We start from the raw sequence: 21,722 nt of genomic DNA, 5'->3' as shown, positions 1-21,722 counted from the left end.
TGAGGAGCTTCTTTAGTTCAGGATATTTGTTCCCTTTGCTAACCAAAATTATTGTTCAGCATCTGCTCTGGCATAGCCAGTCACAGTCCTTCAATTCTTTGAGCTTTCGCTCTTAGAAATTGATGCGATCGTAACGAAGTGTAGTGATTCAGTAGTTTGGTAACTTCGCTCCCGTTGGTCGCCAAGTATTGTTCATCATCTGCTCTGGCATAGCCAGTCGCAGTCCTTCAATTCTTTGAGCTTTCGCTCTTAGAAATTGATGCGATCGTAACGAAGTGTAGTGATTCAGTAGTTTGGTAACTTCGCTCCCGTTGGTCGCCAAGTATTGTTCATCATCTGCTCTGGCATAGCCAGTCGCAGTGATTCACAACAAAAACGTCCTACAGGAAAAATTCCTATAGGACGTGTGCATGCAACGTGGTACCACCTAACTTTACTTGTATCAAGATACAAGCCTTAACGTTGTAACGGTCGACACCGATTTTACTTACTAAAATTTTGAAAAACTACCGATTCCTTTACAGATTATCTTAAATAAAAATCTGCATAAAAATCATTTTTCCAATCAAATTCAGTAAAATAACTCAAAGGCGAGTTCGAAAGCTTCTGTGTGTATTTTCACCAACCATACACTCTCTAAAACATGGTTCTTTCTACTATTCCTTTTCACTGTTGTGTTATTATTGTGACTTCATACTATCAAATTTCGCTGCGGATTTCAATTGTTTTATTTAACTTTAAGTGTTTGACCAATATAAATGACATCACTTGAAAGTCCATTTAATTGTTTAAGCTTTTGAACGCTTGTACCGTAAGTCTGAGCAAGATCCCACAATGTATCTCCACTTTTCACTTTATGACTGCTGCTACTACTTGAACTGCCGCTTTGGCTGTTTGAAGAAGTAGATGAACCAGTACTTCCTTGCTTCACAATTAAACGTTGACCGGGATGAATGATATCTCCGCTTATATTGTTCCATTGGCGAAGATTTACGATACTTACACCATTTGCATTGGCAATCGCCCATAGCGAATCGCCTGATTTCACTGTGTAATAGCCATTTGCTGTACTTGTATTATTAGATGAACCTGTATTACCTGTTGATCCGCCTGTATTGCCTGAATTACTTCCACCCGTACTGCCTTGTTTTACAATCAAACGTTGACCGGGATAAATAATGTCTCCACTCAAGCTATTCCATTGACGAAGGTTCGCAATACTTACGCCGTTCGCATTGGCAATCGCCCATAATGAGTCACCTGATTTTACAGTATAGTACGTATTTGTTGTACTTGTATTGCCGGAACCACCAGTATTATTTCCTGTTGATCCGCCTGTGTTGCCACCGGTACTTCCACTATTACCACCAGTGCTTCCTTGTTTCACAATCAAACGTTGACCAGGATGAATGATATCTCCGCTTATATTATTCCATTGGCGAAGATTTGCGATACTTACACCATTTGCATTAGCAATCGCCCATAGTGAATCACCTGATTTCACTGTGTAATACGTATTTGTTGTACTCGTATTGCCGGAACCACCAGTATTATTTCCTGTTGATCCGCCTGTGTTACCTCCAGTACTACCGCTTCCGCTATTACCAGTGCCTTTTCCAACAATCAATTTTTGACCAACATAAATGACATCTCCAGAAAGGTTGTTCCAGCTTTTAATGTTGGCTATAGTTGTGCCATACTGAGATGCCAATGCCCAAAGACTATCTCCTGCTTTTACTGTATGAGTTACATCTTGAGTCGTTGTACCGCCGCCAGTACTTCCTCCATTATTACCACCTGTACTGCCGCCAGTGTTACCACCAGTGTTGCCTCCAGTAGAAGGAGTATCGTATTGAGTTAAATTGTAGGTTGTAATAATATTATTCAATTTAGTATTATAGCTAGGATCCGTTGCATAACGACCAGTTAACCACGCTGTAGCATCTTGGTATGAGTTAGTATTGCTTTTCCATGCACCTGAATAAAAGTAAACACCAGCTTGAAAAGATGTGTTTCTTAAAACATACGCATTGTCACCAAACGATTCTGAGAATGAAGGATATTTTCTAAATGCAGCTGTTACTTGAACCCACTGTCCATTAAGAACTTCCCATGTCAGCATATTAACAGATTGCCCTTGATAACTACCTTTAATCCCAAATAAATTATAGTTTGGTGCTGTAGATAATGTGCTTCTACCCCAATCACTTTCCAAAATTGCTTGTGCCATCATTACAGAAGCATATAAATCATTAGCAGCTGCAACAGATTGGGCATGACCTGCAATTTCTGCAATAAAAGCACTTGGGTTAAGACTTCTAGTTTGAGCTGAAAATGCGGAAACTGATGAACGTAATTCAGGACCAACAACTTCTTCAGCTGTAGATAAATCAGTCGCTTGATCTACCAGTTCTTGTTCTTCTGTATTTTGTGTTGTTTCTGATGTACTTAATTCAGATGAGTCTTGTGTTTCAGACGAAGAATCAGGCGTATCTGTTTCAGGAGTTGATGTCTGAGTATCTTGTGTCATCGAATCGTTAGAGTCAGGCGTCGTTGTTTGTTCTTGAACGGCATCTGTATATGTTTGAGTATTTGTGTAGCCAATTTGTGCACTTGGCGTTTGATCTTCTGTAGCTTCAGCAATTTTCGGCGCTGCAATCGGCGCTGCAATCGATGAAACAACAAGCGCTGAACTAAGAACAGTCGTTCCTTTTTTTAGCTGCATTGATGCAAGCTTATTCTGTTCAGCTTTCCTCCGCTCTTTTCTTGATATTTTGTACTTTCCCATAAGCTATCCTCCGAATTTTCTAAAAAACTATTCCTTGAACTATAGTATAACCTTTTCTAAGGAAAATAGAAATATTTTTTAATTATCAAACAATAAGGAAATTCACATAAGATACTTTTTTTATCCATATTTTATTTTTACTACATTTTTCGTTTATAATCTACTACTAGGTCTCAAGACTGATACGTTTCTTTACCTTAGGCCGATTTTTTAATTAAGCACTTGTTATTGTCATAAAAAGAAATTATAGTGAATAAAGAAGAAACAAGTTTGTAAAAAAAGTGGGGGAAAAAGATGAACAAGGAACATTTTCTAATTGAATTAAAAATCTACTTAAAGCCTCTTTCAGGGCAACAACAAGCGTTTATCTTAAATAAATACGAAACAATCTTTAATGAGCGCTCTGCAGCTGGTGAAGCTGAAGAAGAAATTGCTAAAAATTTAGGTAAGCCACGCGCAATTGCTGAAGAAATTCTACAAGAATTCGACATTTCTGTTCCTGAAAAAAGACTTGAACGCGATGGCTGGCAAGAAATCCAGCCAGAAGCAAACACAGAGCAGTACACCGAAGAAACATCAGAACATCCATACGATTACGCGTATCAGCAATATGAACAAACTCGTCACAATGGATTTGTTCGTTTCTGCCAAGTTGCAGGAATTCTTTCATTAAATTTCTTATTTGCATTTTGGTTTATTTTTGCAATTATTCTGTTGTTCTTTTCTGGTTGGTTAATAGCTGTTGCCTTTTTATTTTCACCAATCCTTGGAGGTTTCCATGTTTTATCCGGTTTGAATGATGGCTCAATGTTTCAATTATTCGCTAGTATTTTCCTTTTCGGAGGCGGAATCATCGGGTTATTAATTATGACACCTTTGACAAAATTTTTTGGTAAAGTATTAAAAGGTTATCTACATTGGAATATTCGTGTGTTAAGAGGTGAACGTTAAGATGAAAAAGACAACTGCTTTTTTTCTAAGTGTAGGAGTACTTGCTATGATTGTTGGCGGGATTGGTAGTGCTGTATATTTCAATCGTGCTGAAAAATCGATGACAGATATAAAAAAAGATACTTATGAAATTAAAGACAAAAAAAATACAAAAGAAATCCATTTAACCTTATCAGGTAATGCAGATTTTTATCTATTATCAGAAAACTCAGATCAAGTTGTAATGAATACGAGAAGTTCCGTTCCAGTCACAGTTAATAGTTCTTTAGATGTTAAAGAAAAAGATAATCAATTAATGATTTCTGCTAATGCTAATAAGGCAAAAGCCGAGCTGAAAGGATTACAATTTGGTCTTTTTGACCGCGGTTCTTCAGTAACATTAACTATCCCAAATACTGCAGAACGAATTATCATTGACGGTGAAACTAGCGGTGATATAACTTTTTCAAATACAACAACGAAAGATTTAGATATTACTTTAAAAAATGCAGATATTTCTATAAACAACATCAATTCTGAAAAACTCTCAGTCAAGTCAGATAATGGCGATTTGACTATTTCTTCAGATAGTCATTCTGATCAAGCTACTTTTGAGTCAACAAATGGAGATGTTTATATTAATGATTTCACTTCTTCTGATTGGTCAGTTATTACTAAAGAAGGTGATATCTCTCTTGATGCTATTAAAGGCGTTGCACAAATTGAAACCAAAAATGGTGATATTGATGCAATCAATCTTAAAGGCGATGCAGACATAAAAAGTACAAATGGTGACATCACTTTAACTGGTAGCAACATTCCTAAAAATTTAACTATCACCTCAGAATTTGGTGATATTAACGTTTACACTGATGAAATACTCTATGATGTTGTAATTAAGGCACAAACAAACTTTGGTGACAGTAAGATTTTTGGAAAAGAGCGTACATCTTATAATAAAGGAAAAGAAACAAAATCACTTATCTTAAAAACAAAATCTGGTGATATTTCCGTTGAAGGACCTTCTGAATATGAAGATGAGCAAAGTGAATAACATTTATACTTAAAAATACTATATAATAGAAGGAAAGTTCACTTAGTTATTTGGTGCAGCTTTCCTTTTTTTAAAATATATCACTCTCAGATGAGTTCTTACTTGTTTGATGCTATAATAGTTTTTATCTGAATTTGAAAGGATTTTTTATGAAAAATAAATTGTACTATCAGTTTGCAGGCAGCTGTTTTTTAGTTGTTTTCATGTTTCTAGGGTATGTGGTTCGTTTTTATTCTCAATGGCTGAAAGGGTTTGATCAAACTCTCACATCCATCGTCCGTAAGCCTTACCCTGCTGCTAATTCTTTTTTCATTTGGATTACCAAATTTGCTGATCCAATTACTATCGGAATTCTCTGTGTTGTAATTGCTTTTGTATTGTACAGAGGAAAATATTATGCTGAAATGCTTTGGCTATTAATTAATACAGCCTTAATTGCTGGAGTAGCTAACCCGTTAATTAAGTTAGTTTTTATGCGTCCGCGCCCAACATTAGATCATTTAGTCACTGAACACAGCTATAGTTTCCCTAGTGGACATTCCAATGGCAGTATGTTGTTGTATGGTACAATTATTTTCCTATTACCACAATTCGTAAAGCAAAAAAATCTATGTTTATTCCTACAAATTATTTTAGGTTTAGGTATCTTTTTGATTGGTATCAGTCGAATCTATGTTGGTGTTCATTTCCCAAGTGATGTTTTGGGTGGTTTTTGCTTAGGTCTTTCTTGGTTACTAATGACTTACCCTATTTATCTAGAAAAAAGATTTGTTTGGCGCTTCAAAAATAAACAACAATAAGAAAGAAGAAAAACTATGTTTGAATTTCCCTATACTGAAGATCCAAATAAACGTTACCATACTTGGAATTATGCATTGCGTCAGCAATTTGGCGGAAAAATTTTTAAGGTTCCTTTAGACGGGGGCTTTGATTGCCCTAATCGTGATGGAACTGTCGCAAAAGGCGGTTGTACTTTTTGTAGTGTTTCTGGTTCTGGCGATATGATTGTTGCCCCACAAGATCCATTACCAATCCAGTTCCAAAAAGAAATTCACATGATGCATAAAAAATGGCCTCAAGTGGATCAATATATTGTTTACTTTCAAAACTTTACGAATACCCATGCGCCAATCGAGGTTATTCGCCATCGATTTGAACAAGTGGTTAATGAAAAAGGTGTAGTTGGCATTTCGATTGGAACTCGTCCGGATTGTTTACCGGATGAAGTCGTAGATTATTTGGCAGAACTAAATCAACGCTATTATGTCTGGGTCGAATTAGGCTTGCAAACGACCTATGAAACGACGAGTGCAACCATTAATCGAGCTCATGATTATCAAACCTATTTAGATGGCGTTGCCAAATTACGTAAGCATAATATCCGTGTATGTACCCATTTAATTAATGGTCTGCCGGGCGAATCACTTGAAATGATGCAAGAAAACGTTCGTCGGACAATTCTTGATTCTGACATTCAAGGGATCAAACTGCATTTACTCCACTTAATGACGAATACGCGGATGCTGAGAGATTATCATGAAGGGCGTTTACAGTTAATGACTAGAGAAAATTATGTAAACGTAATCTGCGATCAATTAGAAATGATTCCTCCTGAAATTGTCATCCATCGTCTAACAGGAGATGCACCTGCTGACACCTTGGTAGGACCTATGTGGAGTTTGAAGAAATGGGAAGTTTTAAACGCGATCGATAATGAGATGAAAAATCGTAACAGTTTTCAAGGGAAATATAATGTTCGAAAATCAACGGAGGTGCTTATTTAATGCTTCAGACAGCACTTCATTTCAGTCATAAATTGTTGCAAGAAGTTGTTCATATGGGGGATTCGGTAGTAGATGCTACGATGGGTAACGGAAATGATACTGCTTTTTTAGCTCAGTTAGTCGGTTCAACAGGTCGAGTTTACGCATTTGATATTCAAAAACAGGCACTTGTTAATACAGCTAACAAATTACAGGAGCTATCATTAAGTGAGCAAGCAACTTTAATTCAGCAAGGTCATGAAACAATTGATAATCATGTTTCAATTGATGCAAAGCTAACTGCTGCCATTTTTAACCTTGGTTATTTACCTAAGAGTGATAAACAGATTGTGACCAAACCTGAAACAACTAAACAGGCTTTGGACGCCTTACTTCCTCGCTTAGCTGCAAAAGGACGAATTATTTTAGTTGTCTATTATGGGCATGATGGCGGTGAACGTGAATTAACGTTGGTGCAGGATTATTGTCAGAATCTACCACAAGAGAAATTTAATGTCTTGTCCTATCAGTTTATTAACCAAAAAAATAATCCGCCAATTTTGTTTTGTATTGAGAAAAAATAAAGAAAGAAGTGTCCTTCCTTTTTCGGATAGTACACTTCTTTCTTCTTATTTACTATCAGCATTAGACATCCAACATATAACCTCTTGAGCGAATTGTTTTAATATAGCCGCGTTCACTTCCAATTGCATTATCTAATTTACTTCTCAAATGATAAATAACATTCGCAATTCGATATTGGCGATCTTCTGTGTCATCTCCATAGATTTGTCTTTGGATTTCTTTGTAGCTGAACGTCATACGTGGTTTCTGATATAATACTACCAATAACTGAAACTCCAATTTCGTTAGGGAAACCTCTACTTCATCATTCAGCACAACGCTAAAATTATCTGAAATCAAACGAAAGCTTTCTTTATTATTTAGATGATACGGTCCGCTTTTATCTGAATTTTGATGATTTTCTGCTAATACTCCACTACGTTGCAATGCATTTTTTACAATTAATTCTTTTTCCATTTTGCTAGATTCTTTATCAAGAACAAAATCAGCACCTAACTGTAAACAAACAAGTTTATCCATTTCCTTTTCACTAGTCAAAACGATCCAAATGAGACAAGTAGATTGCTTTTTAATCGTCATAATCAATTCGCAAACTTCACTTAGTTTATTATTTTCACCTTCAATAATTACAACCCCATCCAATTGAGGTAATTTCTCCAGTAGTTGCGTTTTATTTCTTAAAATCAAAATATTTTTATATTCCGTTAATACAGTGGTTTTACTTTCTTTATCTTCAGATCCTAAATAGACTAAACCGATAGTACTCAATCGCTCATTCACACCTTATGTTTATTTTTTTCTTTTTTCTTTCTATTTTTGTGGGCCTTTTTTCTTAATTCTGCTTGCTGTTTTTCTTTTTTCTTCTTAGTAAACAATAAAATTAGTAACAATAAGATTAACAATAGCAATAAACCAAAAACGATATATATCCAAAGGTTATTAGCTTTTTCAATACTTACATCTGTTTTGTTTAGTTTTTTTGCAATATCTGCTTTAATCTCAAAGTCCTTATTAAAGTGCCATGTTTGTTTCATTGATGTTGCATCCATTGTTAAAGTATATTTACCAGGTTCCAATTTTTTCCCCTCTAGAGAAACAGGGTAAGCAAACGATGTGTTTGGCGCCATTTGCATGCTATCTTTTTTAGAAGAATAAAGGACTTCTTTCTCGCCTTTTTTCGTAATTTTTGTATCTACTGCTAATTGGTTCATATATTTAGGTTGGGTATTTTGGATTGTAGCGCTAATAGCATTTCTAGCGTTGACTTGACCTGGTTCGACATTTGTTAGTTTTAATTCTGAGTCTACTTTTTGATCGGACTCGTTCAGTACAATCGCCACAACATAAGCGTATTTATTTTCGATTGCCAAGCCTTTTTCTTGATCTTGTTCGTTAGTGGCTTCAGTCTCAGCGTCTTTTTCTGCTAAAGTAATTCCGCCAGCTAATATACCTGAAAATTCAGCTTCCGGCATTTCGACATTTAACTCAAGATCTGTCGCGCTTTTGGCTGGAATTTTCACTTCTTTTACCGCTGGTTTGACTAAATCTTCAAGTTTGTACTGTACCGTATCATCCACTTTCGAATTCGATTCTCCATATTCAACAACGCCGTTAATGTTCGTTGTCGCGGTATGAATCGACGGTATCACAACTACTTCTTTATCTGTGTCATTACGCATGTGAACTTTTAGTGCTTGTTTTTGTTCAGGTTTCATATTTAAATCAAAATAGGTATGTCCATTATCTTTTTGATTTTCTGGGATAACTGGTTCTACACTAAATTTCAACTCAGATGCTTCTACCTGTTTTGCTGTAAATCCAATGATGCTCATAAAAATAATTAGTGCTGAAATTAATTTTCTTTTTTGTTTTAACATGATTTTTCCTCCTGTCGATTTTCTATGTAACCAGAATGAAGACAAAAACAGACAAAATACTAGTAAAGCAGACAGCTCCCATCAGTAATGGAATAATTGATTTTTTTAGTTGAATCAAAGGGGGTAATAGGAGCTATCTGTTTACCTGCTTTTTTGTTCCGCTTATGTCTTATTCTATAGAGATTTTTCTCTTATGTTTATGCTTCTGGTTCTTCTGGTGTTTCTGAGTTATCTGGAATATCTGTTAATGTCCAAGTCAATGTTGCTTTGTAAGTGTCTGCTTCTTTTACAGTTGAACCTGGAACGTCTAATTTAATACTTTCGCTCATTGTATCTTCATCACCGAAACGGTAAACCCATGTACCGAAACCTTCGCCTTCTGAGGCAGCCATTACGTTTTCTGCAACACCTTTACCATCAGTTCCTAAACTAAATGTAGTTTTTACAGTGCTTGGTGCTTTTGAAGAAGAAACAGTTGCTGCTTCAGCGTTTAAGAAAGTGATTTGTGCACCTGTTAATTCTTTTTGGTTTTTCAATGATTTAAATTGACCGTTTTGTTTTACGCTTAATGCCCAGCCTTTTTCGCCACCGCGTTTGTCCGTTACTTGTGCGTAGTTTGGTACTGGATTTTTTTCATCGATTTTGCCATCTTTGTCTTTTAGGTATTGTGGTTTTGCAAAGTAAGTTTGGTTTTTATTCGAAATAAATTGTGTACCAAAATCTAAAATTGATGCATAGTCTAAACTCAATGCACCATTAGTACCTGGATCTACTGGCTTATCTGGATTTGTTGGATCTACTGGTACAACTGGATTTTCTGGGTCTGGATCTGTTGGGTCTGTTGGATCTGTTGGTGTATCATCTTCGACAAATTTTACTTGTGCATCTGTATCGCGGTTTGCTGGGATTGGTCCTGGTGCAGCTGATGCTTGGGCTCCGAATAAGACTGTACTAAATAGTAAAACTCCTGCTGTTGTTGCTAATTTAATTGATTTCATTTTGATATTCTCCTCTATTTAACTGATTATTTTTTATTATTCTGCTGGTTCTTCTGGTTCAGTTGTATTTCCTGGTACGTCTGTTAGTGACCAGATTAGTTTTGTTTCATATTTAACGGCATCTTTTGGTGTTGAACCTGGTACAGATAATGTAATAGCTTTATTTTTTAAAACTGTTTGACCATCTACTTCAACTTCTTCTAATGTTCAAAAACGATCCACCCAAGTACCGGCACCAGCACCTTTTTCAGCGTTCATTACTTTTGTTTCGCTTCCTGGCACTAATGTCATATCTACTGTTTTTGGCGCAGTTACTGCACTGATTGAATCTGCTTTTCCTTGAGTAAATTTGATTTCAGAACCTGTTAAGACTTTATTTAATGTATCATCATTTTTAAATTGACCATCTTGTTTCACTGTTAATGACCAGCCGCCGTTGGTTCCGCGTTTGTCAGAAACTTGAACGTAGTTTGGTTTTGCTGAAGCTGGGTCAAAAGATGAATGATCTTCGTTCCATAGATATTGTGGTTCTGCATAATAAAGTTCATCTTTATTCGTAATTTTGTTTTTACCAAAATCAATACTTGAGGCAAAGTCAATACTTAATGGACCATCTGTTCCTGGGTTTGGTTTGTGATCTGGTGTTGTTGGGTCCCACGGCTCAACTGGCTTGTTTGGATCTGGATTTTCTGGGTCAACTGGATCAGTTGGGTTTGTATCAGGTACAAATTCAACAATCCCTCCGCTTATATAGTTTCTTTCGTAGTCTTCTGCTGCGAAAGCTTTCATTCCTGTAGTGGATACTGTTGCTAAAACGACTAAAAGTGCTGCTGATTTAAAATGAATATTTTTCATTAGATATTCTCCTTTTTGTTTTGTTTTCTATTAAGAAGGACGATCAATAAAATAATCAATATGATCAATAAACCGATCAATCCGATAGAGCGATTTCTGATTTCGCCTGTACTTGGAAGGGTTCTTCCCACAGGTTTTGCTACAAGCTGATTATTGTTAGTTGGTTCATAATCAACTGGTCTGTCTGGCACTTGTTCATTTGGCTCCGGTTTTGCTATAGGCTCTTCTGATGAGTCAGACGATTCGTCACTAGGGTATTCGTACGATCCGTAAAAACCAATACCTGTACGTGATTCGTAGTCTTTATGCTCTTCTGCCTGTACCTGAAGACTGCCAACGAATAACAGGAAAAGACTAGCCAGTGATAATAAACGTAGAAACACTTGTTTTATTTTCATCTTATTCTTCTCCTATTCGCCGTTATTCGTAGGAACATCTTGCAGTGTCCACTGAATGGCTCCTGAATATTTTTCTGCTCGAGGTTTACCAGCTTTGACATCTAGATAAGGGCCTATTTTAGTTCCTTGCCACTCTTTCGAGATATCTACTGCTTGTTCATCAATCGTTTCTTTTTCAATAATCGGAATTGATTCGCCTTTGATAAATACATGATCTTGTTTTTGATCTTTATAGTGCAGGCTATCTACTAACTGATGACCAGAATCACTTGTTAATTCATCTAGCAGCATTGCTGTCATTGACCAATGTTCGCCTACACCGCGACCATCTTGAACGACTAAATTATCGTCTTTTTCGGCGATTGGATAAGCTTGATCTTTAGCAGATATTTTCAGTGATTTACCAAAATCTAATACGTTCGGTGCAGAAACGAAGACTAGATCACCTCTTTTTTTGCTGATTTCCGTTTGAACTTCGTTAGACTCTATAAAATCTCGTAGTTTACTACCACCCACAAATTCTGCCCAAAAACTAGCTTTAGATTTAACTATTGTGCCGTCTGGAGTATCCTGATTAACTGTTGCATCAAATTCTATAAACAGATCTTGATTGATAGAATCACTTTCACTTGTTCCTCCAGCATAGACTATACTTAATTTATCTGAAGCAATAATACCATTCCCAATTACTTTTCCACCTTGATCTTTAATGGAGATATTTCGAAGGTTCTCTAAATGAGAGTCAACTGAAATTGGACCTTGGAAGCTCTTATAAAATAGTTCACTTGAACTCTTAGGGTTCAAAACAGTGACCTTATAATGTAAGGTATCACCTTGCGTTGCTTTGTCAGCAACTTTTCCATCTTTATCAAAAACTTCTTCTTTCAATTTAAAGTCTAAGTTTTCAGTAATCGGAATCTCGACTTCATCACTTGCTAGTTGTGAACTTGAATTCGATGCGTCAAATTTATTGATAATCTTTTGATTTCCGCCTGAGACAATTTTAGCTTTGTATTTTATTTCAACTTGTTTTTTAGCTGGAATATCGTATAATCCCGCTGTAAAACGGTGTGCTTCTTGATCGTAAACGGAAGGATCTAGCTTGCTTTCATCACCGTTAACATCTACTAAGGTTAGTGAATTTACGTCTAATTCCAGTTCTTTAGGTAGCGTGTCAATTAGCGCTACCTGTCGCCAAGTGTCCATATCACCTTTATTTCGAGCAACTACGCTGAACGATAGCGTATCACCTACATAGTTTTCTTTACTTGAAGCATTTTCGTTCTTGTAGGTTTTCTCTGCCGTCGGCATGATCGGTGCAGGTTCTTCGATGGATAGATCTAAAGAACCTGTACCTACTTCTCCTGGACTTAATTGTACGGGTTCCCATCTATAGGCAAAAATTGGATGACTTAGAGGGAATTGATACCCAGAAACTTGAAACGGATCCCATGCTTCATATGGTTTTGTATATCCTACAATTTTGTTAGTCCATGATTCTACCGTAAGATTTTTCCAGTAAGCAATTTTATACAAAGCTCCCCTATTAGTTGAAGAAGTTCCAGACGCTAAGTTACCTGTTTTATAAGCGTTAGGGCCTAAATTTTCTCCATATCCTTTATTCATGTAGAAATAAATACGTGCAGGTATGCCATCTACTGGTGTAGCTCTCGGTTCATCAAAATATATCCCTGAATCACCGTAAGAAAATAATTTAGAGTCAGTATGTGCACCTCCCACATCCATATGCGCGCCAAAATTCAATGCATAGTATTTACTGGTTGAATTATTATTATAGTAGCTTACGTCGTAACGAATTCTCCCAGAGCTTTTACTTACTACATAACCATGAACTCTGATAGCCTGATAAGAAATATTACTATCACCTGATGTTACATCTTTTTTTAAAAAGCCATATGCAACAATTTCATTTTCTTTTACGTATTGAGAAATTATCCATGTACTTGTCGGCTTATTCTCACCGTCATACACGCTTCTATAGCCGCTCTTCAGTATTGACCCTGAAGTAGAATTCATTTCTCCAATATCAAAATTGGCACCCGTATTCCCTACACCACTACTCTCATAATCATAATCGTAACCAAAAATTTTAGTGCTACTAGCAGTCCCTGTATTTTTTTTGACCCCGATCATCCCAGGAGACAGTAGTGGTAACAATGAAGTCCGACCTAATGTCGCATACATATTTCCAGTTTTATTAAATATTTGGCTGGAATAATTATAAGTATTATCTTTACCAACATGTCCAAAAAACATATAATAATTTCGTGCTGATTTGTCAAAAGCTCCACCTGTTAACTTCACTGGCGTGTTTTCAGATACTTGTTTAAAGGTAGATAAATCCAATCCATCATCATTCAATAAATTCCAATCAAAACTTGGTAACGTATCTGCTTTTGCATTATCATCAGTTGAAAGAGCATCATCTAACAGCGGTGGACTAACTTCTGCAGCTTGGACCTCTAAGCTAAACTGTTCTTTCTCTTCTCCAGATGCGACTGTCAATTTTTGTGTTCCTATTTCTTGGAATTCTCCTGAAAATAAAATCGCTTGATTCTTTTTATTGTTTACTTTAAATGAAAGTTGGTGTTTTTCTAGATCATGTTTGATAGCCTCTAGTGTATTTTGATTGTCTGTAGCAAACTTTTCCTCATCCAATCGGAAACTTTCTGGATAATTAATCGTAAGTAGATTATCCGTTGGGGTTGTAGTTTCAATTGAGAAATTTGCAGTACGGCCCACTTGAATCGCTTCATCCGCTATCAACTTAAAGGATTGATCTTTTGCAAAAGCATTTTCGGAGAAAAGCAGTAAACTACTTCCTATCAAAACAACCATCAATGACATCAGCGATATCATATAATTATTGAGAAAAAAATTTTTTCTCTGTTGTGCTTTCAAATTTTACATCTCCTTTCCCTAACAAAATCGTCTTCCTCAGAATTCGGTGCACCGTTCCTCTGGGACATCCGCTAGTATAGTAGCTGCTGAAAAATAAGTCTATTCAATTTTTTTCGTTTTTTTTAATTTTTTTTGGAAATTGGTTACTATTCTTATTTATTATCGATTTTATTTACATATAAAAAAATACTACTTGCATTTATTCTATTTCCCCTTATATAATGAACTTTAAAATAAACGTTACTTACACAGTTAACCGACGATTAAAGATCTTTTAAGGAGTTTATAGTGAAACAATTATTAGATAAAGAATATCAGCAACGGATGGATATTTTAACGTACCTAGAAATTAAGCCCTTACAAAAGGCTTCCTTCAAGCAAATCGGTAATGACCTTGCCTTATCTTCTTATGTGGTAAAAAAAGAACTTACTAAAATCATCGAAGATTTTGCTTATTTTCAATTAGCAGAGCTTAAAATCATTGTTGAAGATAAAGTTGTGTATTTTTACTCAACTGGCGAGGATTCTTTGTTAACGCTACAATGGTATTACCTCAAGGAATCTAAACTATTTTTGCTTTTAGATGCGCTTTTTAAAACGGACGATTTTTCATTTGAGGCTTTTGTATCAGATAATTTCCTTAGTATTTCATCGGCCTATCTTTTAAAAACGGAGCTTGAAAAATTGTTAGCTTTATATGGAATCAAGATTGACAGTGATTTAAATCTTGTTGGTGATGAAACACGTCTTCGTATTTTCCTTTATGATGTTTATTTTTATTCTTTTAATAGTTTAGAAATTCCTTTTTCAAAAGAAATTATTGCTCTAGGTAATCAGCTGATTCACTATCTCGATAAATTATACACCATGAACTACGCACCTACTCAAAAGATAAAGTTGAGATTTTTCTTTGCTATTGCATTTCAACGTTTGTATGACGGGCATACACTTGTCGTGAAAGGAAAACCAATCGAAACAACCATGGCCAAACATTCTAAAAAAGTCCAAGCAGTAAAACAATGGTTCGTTGATCAAACTGTTCTCAAACCCGAAGAGATTATTCAAGAAGTTTCTTTTGTTTATTCTTTTTTACTTGCCGAACAATTAATTACTGTTTCAGATCCCAAAACTATGGTTCAACATATTGAAGCTTTTTGTCCTGAAGCGTTTCCTTTAACAAATTTACTTTTAAAAAAATTAAATAAAGTGATGGGTATTAATAAAACCACCCCAAATTATTCAGAACTCAAACATGATTTGCTACGCGTTCATTATAAATTTTTACATTTTACTCATACTGACTCCGCTTCTTCATTTGATTTTGATTTTAGTTTTTTTAAAGAAAATTATCCTGATTTTTTTCTATTTATTGAATCGTTTATTGATGATGAAAAGCTGGATATTAGTAAAACAAATGCTTTGAAGTACGATTATTTATTTTTATTGATTCAATATGTGCCCGCCACTGTTTTTAGTAAGCCAATTTATATTTGTGTTGATTTTTCGTACGGTTCAGCTTACAATTCTTTTATTTCAGATAATATTAAATCATTTAAATTTCTTAATATCGTCATTGAAAATAGCCTTTCTAAAAAAAGTGTCCTTTATTTATCAGATTTAAAACCGAACAACTTAACGTGCGATCATATTATTTGGAAAAAACCACCATTAGCTTCAGATTGGGAACATTTTGGAAATAAAATAGTTGAATTAAAAAAAAGCGGAGGGATACTGGATGGAAAAATGCATAGAAAAAAAAGACTGATTTCCACCTTACTTATTTGCAACGCCATCCTTGCAGGCTTACTGTTTTCAGGAGCTGTAGAAACTTCTGCTGCACCTGAAGATGGCGGTGTTTCACCAGTAAACCCATTAAACCCGGCAATTACCGTTGAGCCAACTTCTCCACCCAAAGATCCTGAGCCTAAATCACAAAAAAAGAAACCTGCACAAACAAGTAAACCTACTAATGAAGAAACCAGTAGTTCTAGTACCGAGATAAAAAAAGAAGAAGAAAAAGCACCAGCTATTGTACACCGTAAAAAGAAAAAAAATCACAGCTCAAATTCATTACTGAACTTTCTGATTATCCAAGCGGTAACGAAGGAGCAGTCTTCCCGCCTGCTCCAACTATTGGTGGTGCTTCATCCAATTTTATCCATCCACCTACTCAAACAGGTCAAACATTAGCTAGATTATCAGGTGTTTTAATTTACGGACGAAAATACAAAGTTTAGACTCTTTAACTAAATAGAAAACAAGCCAGTCCCTCTTATCAGCGACTGGCTTGTTCTTTAAATTTTTTCGTTTATTTTATTATTCAAATACAAATTGATTATGGTAAAGTTCTGCGTAAAAACCATCTTGTTTTAATAACTCGTGATGATTTCCTTCCTCAATAACTTCTCCATTTCTCAGTACAACAATACGATCTGCATTTAAAATCGTTTTTAAACGATGAGCGATCACAAAGCTAGTTCTGCCTTTGATTGCTTCATCCATAGCTTTTTGAATTTTTGCTTCAGTTACAGTATCTACATTACTGGTTGCTTCATCTAAAATTAATAACGCTGGGTTGGTAATAATTGTTCTGGCGATACTCACCAATTGTTTTTGACCCGTACTGAAAATGTTATTTTCTTCAGTAATTTCAGTTTCATATCCTTGTTCCAATCCCATTATAAATTCATGGATATTTGCTTGTTTAGCAGACGTAATGACTTCTTCATCTGTTGCATCTGGTTTTCCAAACGCAATATTCTCCCGAATCGTTCCAGAAAATAATACTGAATCTTGTAAAACAATACCCACGTTTGAGCGCAGGCTATTTAGATCAATCTCACGAATATCTGTCCCATCAAAGGTTACAGCACCTTCGTTTACATCATAAAAACGATTCAATAAATTCATAATCGTTGTTTTTCCTGAGCCAGTCGGACCAACTAAGGCAACCATTTCACCTTTGCTTACATTAATCGAAACGTCTTTTAGAATCGATACTTCTGGATCATAACCGAAATCAACATGATTCAGTGTTACTGACTCATTGATACCATTAATTTCCTTACCATTTTCAGGATTGACTTCATCAGGCTCATCAAACATTTCATTTAAGCGACGAGCACCCGTAATAGCCAATTGGATCATACTGTACCCAGAAGAAATCTGCATCAATGGTTGGTAATATTGTTGTGAATACTGAACAAATGTTACTACTAAACCTAAAGCAACAGTTTTCTCTAAGTCACCATTTAACGCTAACCAGCCACCAAAGAAAATTACGATTGCTGTGTTAACTAAAGACATGCCTTGCATCATCGGGAATAAAAGACCTGAGTAGACTTGACCTTTAAATGTTGCGGCGCGAACTTGTTCATTGTGATCTAGAAATTCATCAATGGTTTCTTCTTGCAGTCCGTTTGTGATAATGACACGTTGTCCACTAATTTTTTCATCCATATAACCATTTAACTTACCGACTTCATCTTGTTGGATATCAACATATTTACGCGCTTTACTGATAACAACTACTGCAATTATGATTGCAACGGGTGTTGATGCGATTGTCGCCCAAGCCAACTGAACATTTTGACGGAACATCATAATCAAAATTCCAACAAATAAAGCAGCATTTGTCAAAACTTGTAGTAAAGCTTGGTTTAAACTATTTTGAATATTATCTAAATCACTAGTAAAACGGCTTAGAATTTCACCATCTTGATGAGAATCAAAAAACCTAATTGTTAGTTTTTCCAATTTATTGAACAAACCAATCCGCATACGGTTCGTTGACTTCCCTACAACTTGGGTAAATAAAATACTGTAAATAAAACTGGCAGCACTCGTTAAAACATAGAAAATCAATAATTTCCAAATAATTGATATAAACTTACTTTTGTCATCAATTCCCTGACCTAGTGCGCCAACATAATTCGCTAATTCCTGAATCGCTTCCCCTACAAACTGCGGTGCTTTTACCTGTAAATAGGTTGCAATCACTATCGTCACAAAAATAAAGAAGAAAGAGATCTTATAACGCTTCAAATAATGATAAAAGAATTTACTTGCTCTAATTAAATCAGTCATTATTCCTCATCCTTTCCTTTTTGTGTTTCGTAGATTTCTTGATAAATAGGATTGGTTTTGGCTAACTCTTCATGAGTTCCTTCTCCAACCAACTCTCCTTTATCTAAAACTAGAATACGATCCGCATGAACAACGGAAGAAATTTTTTGCGCAATGACAATTGTCGTTGTCTCTTTTAAATCTCTATCCAAAGCTTCTCTAACTAAACGCTCCGAGCGAGCATCTAACGCACTAGTACTATCATCTAAAATCAGCACTTTGGGATCACCAATAACACCACGTGAAATAGACAAACGTTGTTTTTGTCCACCTGAAAAGTTATTGCTTCGTTCAGCCACAGGTGCTTCGTATTGTAATCCTAATTTTTCAATAAATTCTTTTGCTTGCGCAATTTCAGTTGCACGAGCCATATCAGCTTCACTAGCATCTTTTTTCCCTTGGCGTAAATTCTGTGAAATAGTACCAGAAAATAAAATCGCTTTTTGTAAAACGAACGAAACAGCCTTGCGTAAACTATGTTCATTTACATCATGCAAATCAACGCCGCCAACTTTAACTGCTCCTTCAGTTGGATCAAATAATCGTGGAATTAATTGCGCTAATGTTGATTTACCTGCACCTGTCGCACCGACAACCCCGATCATTTCACCAGACTTAATTGAAAACGAAATATCTTTTAAGGTATCTGTTTCATCACCAGGATAGCGGAAGCTCACATGCTCAAAAGTTACGCTGCCATCTAAATCTTGTTCAGGCACATCTTTGTAACTTAACGCAGGTTGTGTTTCCATCACTTCTTTAATCCGTTTGATTGAAACTGCTGCACGAGAAGTCATCATCATCATCATTCCGCCAATGATAATCGCCATCATAATTTGCATTAAATAGCTCATAAATGAAGCTATTCCACCAATGGTCGTTGGATCATCTTTAACCAGATTACTGACAAAGAAAATCGATCCGACAATTGCCAAATTAGCTGCCAACATAAATGAAGGGATCATTACAGAAAAAAGTGTTCCCACAGTGATATTATGTTTTGTCAAATCATCACTGACTTTACTAAAACGCTCCAATTCATTTTTCTCTTGAACAAATGACTTAACTACACGAATCCCCAGCAAGTTTTCTTTCGCCAGACCGTTCACTTTATCGATCAATTTTTGGATAATTGTAAAATGTTTACCCATCTGTGAAAATGAAAGTGCCGTAATAATAAACACTGCCACTACAAGTAAAACAATCACCCACCATAATTGCGGTAACGTCATCATCGCTAGAATAAAGCTACCAATAAACAAAATCGGAATTCTGAATAACGACTGTAGCGCAATCATAATCACATTTTGAATCTGTGTCACATCATTTGTTAAACGTACTACCAAGTTTCCAGCAGAAAATTCTTCAATATTTCCAAACGAAAAAGTTTGAATTTTACGAAAAGTCGCTTCACGAATATCAGCACTTACACCTTGAGCAACTTTTGCTGAAAAAATAGTATTAATTACACCAGCAATTAAACCTAATCCGGCAATTCCAATTAAATAAATTCCAAGTTCTTTCATCTGACTATCGTCTTCTTTAATAATTGCTTCTAGCACTTTTTGTAATAGTTTCGGCTGCCATAAAGCTGACATGACCATAACAACAACAGTAATAAGTGCTATGGCAACTTCCAATTTATACTTTTTGACATGTTCCATAATAATACTCAATTTAACCCCAACTTTCTTTGTAGAACTAGCTCTAATTTATTCGTCGACCAACTTTCAACTACTATTTTGTGTTATAGTTTGACAGTAGACAATAAAGAAGTGAGACACCAACTTCCACTTTGATCCAATCAATTTAACACTGTAAAATTAGGCTGCATCACAATGTACCATTTTTAGTAAACAAATTCAAGAAATTAGCATAAACTTTTAGGCAAAAGGATGAGAACTATTGGAAGAAAAATTATCAAAAGAAAAAATTGTTCAAGCTGCATTTGACTTACTAAGAGAAAAACCGGAATTAGATAAACTCTCCATGCGTAAGGTTGCTCAAAAACTCAATATTCAAGCACCAGCAATTTATTGGCATGTTGAAAATAAACAGGCTCTACTACAAAGCATGGCTGAAGAAATTGAAAATCATTTTATATCGCCAGCACCTCAAGAAAATTGGAAAGAAACAATCTATGCTTATATGGAAAATTACTATGAACTTTACTTACAATATCCATGTGCAATTGAAATTGAAATTCAAACAATACCTGCTTATCCTTCCCGTTTAAGGAATCTTGATGCAATGCTGAACATTTTACACGAGGCAGGTTTTTCAATTGAACTAAGTTATATGACCGTTACTTCTTTACAACATTTATTATTTGGTATGTTGATGGACTCCTCAGAAGAAAAGAAACTATACAACAAGGTGATGGACGGCGATAATTACTTAACTCGGCAAATATTGCTAATGAAACAATACGTTCACGATCAACAATTAAGTAATATTGGTGAGAGTATTCAATACCGACGAAAAGAAAAACAAAAAGATTTTTTTATGAAGACATTAGGTATCTTTTTAAATGGTCTTACTCCTGATAATAAATAATACGCAAAAAACTTAGACAATCATTTTTTGCCTAAGTTTTTTGCGTATTATTTATCCAACGGCAGCCAAGCTAACACTTTCTGAATCCACGTATCCCAAAATAACCAGTCATGAACACCAGGTCCCGTTTCAAAAGTATGTTTAATATTATTTTCTGCCAAAGTTGCCGCCATTTTTTTATTTGCATATAATAACGGATCATCTTCACCACAACAAAGAAAAATAGCTGGTGCTTTTTTCTGCTCTTTTACTAGTCGCTCTACCAAAAACATCGGGTCGTTCACCGATCCTTGGATTTTTTCCAATGGTCCAAAAATGCCTTCCCAATAGTTTTTCCCTCGAATTGATAATAGGTCGTTAACTCCACCAGCAAGATCAACCGCTCCCGATAATGAGGCTACCGCAGCAAAATTTTCTGATTTTGCTAATCCAAGTTTTAAGGCACCATAACCGCCCATTGAAAGTCCGCACGCAAATGTTTTTTCTCTTTTAGTTGTCAATTGCGGAAATAATTCATGACATATCTGAGGTAGCTCTTCTGAAATAAACGTCCAATAGTTCATATCATACGTAGTATCTGTATACCATCCCAAGTCAGTTGACGGCATAATAACTGCTAACCCCAAATCCGCAACATAACGTTCTACTGATGTTCGCCGTTCCCAAACACTGTGATTACCACCCATACCATGTAATAAGTACAACACTGGTACATCCGTCAAATTTCCTTCAGTCGCAGTTCCAATCTTTTTTTCCGTCTTTTGCGGCAAAATAACATTGAGTGAAACTTCCATTTCTAAACTATTTGAATAAATATTAGCTTGTAAAAAAGCCATTCAACATCCCTCACTTTCTCTTTCTATTATTGTAG

16 protein-coding genes, 1 pseudogene and 1 other annotated feature are annotated in these 21,722 nt (G+C 35.5%); of the genes and pseudogenes, 7 read left to right on the top strand and 10 right to left on the bottom strand.

The window, feature by feature from the left end; genetic code table 11:
* Positions 1–395 precede the first annotated feature (395 nt).
* Positions 396–679: a binding site (T-box leader), on the bottom strand.
* A 48-nt stretch (positions 680–727) separates the two neighbouring features.
* Positions 728–2,788 (bottom strand): muramidase family protein, encoded by a 2,061-nt coding sequence (locus C240_RS09480; RefSeq protein WP_271494642.1) that lies wholly within the window; start codon positions 2,786–2,788, stop codon positions 728–730.
* A 294-nt stretch (positions 2,789–3,082) separates the two neighbouring features.
* Between C240_RS09480 and C240_RS09475 the strand changes: the two genes are divergently transcribed.
* From C240_RS09475 to C240_RS09455, 5 genes are all read left to right on the top strand, one after another.
* Positions 3,083–3,739, top strand: coding sequence for a DUF1700 domain-containing protein (locus tag C240_RS09475; protein WP_271494639.1), 657 nt, complete (start codon positions 3,083–3,085; stop codon positions 3,737–3,739).
* 1 nt (position 3,740) lies between these two features.
* Complete coding sequence (locus tag C240_RS09470) at positions 3,741–4,772, top strand: DUF4097 family beta strand repeat-containing protein (RefSeq protein WP_271494636.1); 1,032 nt, start codon at positions 3,741–3,743, stop codon at positions 4,770–4,772.
* Positions 4,773–4,921: 149 nt separating this feature from the next.
* Positions 4,922–5,572 (top strand): phosphatase PAP2 family protein, encoded by a 651-nt coding sequence (locus tag C240_RS09465; RefSeq protein ID WP_271494633.1) that lies wholly within the window; start codon positions 4,922–4,924, stop codon positions 5,570–5,572.
* A gap of 15 nt (positions 5,573–5,587) precedes the next feature.
* Positions 5,588–6,556, top strand: coding sequence for a TIGR01212 family radical SAM protein (locus C240_RS09460; RefSeq protein ID WP_271494630.1), 969 nt, complete (start codon positions 5,588–5,590; stop codon positions 6,554–6,556).
* Positions 6,556–7,119, top strand: coding sequence for a class I SAM-dependent methyltransferase (locus C240_RS09455; protein ID WP_271494627.1), 564 nt, complete (start codon positions 6,556–6,558; stop codon positions 7,117–7,119). The genes C240_RS09460 and C240_RS09455 overlap by 1 nt, the downstream gene beginning before the upstream one ends.
* Before the next feature lie 61 nt (positions 7,120–7,180).
* Here C240_RS09455 and C240_RS09450 read toward each other — a convergent pair whose 3' ends face one another.
* The 6 genes and pseudogenes from C240_RS09450 to C240_RS09425 all read right to left on the bottom strand — a co-directional run bounded on the left by C240_RS09450 (position 7,181) and on the right by C240_RS09425 (position 14,107).
* On the bottom strand, positions 7,181–7,888 hold the full coding sequence (locus C240_RS09450; RefSeq protein ID WP_271494624.1) for a response regulator transcription factor: 708 nt from the start codon (positions 7,886–7,888) through the stop codon (positions 7,181–7,183).
* An 8-nt stretch (positions 7,889–7,896) separates the two neighbouring features.
* Entirely contained in the window at positions 7,897–8,997 is a 1,101-nt protein-coding gene (locus tag C240_RS09445) for a DUF916 and DUF3324 domain-containing protein (RefSeq protein ID WP_271494621.1), read from the bottom strand.
* Positions 8,998–9,194: 197 nt separating this feature from the next.
* Positions 9,195–9,995: a WxL domain-containing protein gene (locus C240_RS09440; RefSeq protein ID WP_271494618.1), complete on the bottom strand. Its 801-nt coding sequence runs from the start codon at positions 9,993–9,995 to the stop codon at positions 9,195–9,197.
* A 36-nt stretch (positions 9,996–10,031) separates the two neighbouring features.
* Positions 10,032–10,850: pseudogene (locus C240_RS09435) on the bottom strand (WxL domain-containing protein).
* Positions 10,850–11,248, bottom strand: coding sequence for an LPXTG cell wall anchor domain-containing protein (locus C240_RS09430; protein WP_271494615.1), 399 nt, complete (start codon positions 11,246–11,248; stop codon positions 10,850–10,852). Before C240_RS09430 ends, C240_RS09435 begins: the two are co-directional and overlap by 1 nt.
* Positions 11,249–11,260: 12 nt before the next feature.
* Positions 11,261–14,107, bottom strand: coding sequence for a hypothetical protein (locus C240_RS09425; protein ID WP_271494610.1), 2,847 nt, complete (start codon positions 14,105–14,107; stop codon positions 11,261–11,263).
* Positions 14,108–14,458: 351 nt separating this feature from the next.
* Between C240_RS09425 and C240_RS09420 the strand changes: the two genes are divergently transcribed.
* Entirely contained in the window at positions 14,459–16,360 is a 1,902-nt protein-coding gene (locus C240_RS09420; protein ID WP_271494607.1) for a helix-turn-helix domain-containing protein, read from the top strand.
* A gap of 126 nt (positions 16,361–16,486) precedes the next feature.
* Here the strand turns inward: C240_RS09420 and C240_RS09415 are convergent, their stop codons facing one another.
* Together C240_RS09415 and C240_RS09410 are read right to left on the bottom strand one after the other, a co-directional pair.
* On the bottom strand, positions 16,487–18,256 hold the full coding sequence (locus tag C240_RS09415) for an ABC transporter ATP-binding protein (RefSeq protein WP_271494604.1): 1,770 nt from the start codon (positions 18,254–18,256) through the stop codon (positions 16,487–16,489).
* Entirely contained in the window at positions 18,256–19,959 is a 1,704-nt protein-coding gene (locus C240_RS09410) for an ABC transporter ATP-binding protein (RefSeq protein WP_442896589.1), read from the bottom strand. The genes C240_RS09415 and C240_RS09410 overlap by 1 nt, the downstream gene beginning before the upstream one ends.
* Positions 19,960–20,200: 241 nt before the next feature.
* Here C240_RS09410 and C240_RS09405 point away from each other — a divergent pair, with 241 nt between their 5' ends.
* Positions 20,201–20,851 (top strand): TetR/AcrR family transcriptional regulator C-terminal domain-containing protein, encoded by a 651-nt coding sequence (locus tag C240_RS09405; protein ID WP_271494598.1) that lies wholly within the window; start codon positions 20,201–20,203, stop codon positions 20,849–20,851.
* Between the two features lie 47 nt (positions 20,852–20,898).
* Here the strand turns inward: C240_RS09405 and C240_RS09400 are convergent, their stop codons facing one another.
* Positions 20,899–21,687, bottom strand: a complete 789-nt coding sequence (locus tag C240_RS09400) for an alpha/beta hydrolase (RefSeq protein ID WP_271494595.1) — start codon at positions 21,685–21,687, stop codon at positions 20,899–20,901.
* Positions 21,688–21,722: the final 35 nt, after the last annotated feature.

Source organism: Enterococcus sp. 5H, assembly GCF_028128615.1.
Taxonomy (GTDB): Bacteria; Bacillota; Bacilli; order Lactobacillales; family Enterococcaceae; genus Enterococcus_L.
Note: the sequence above shows the minus strand (reverse complement) of the source record. Positions and strands in the feature narration are given on the sequence as shown.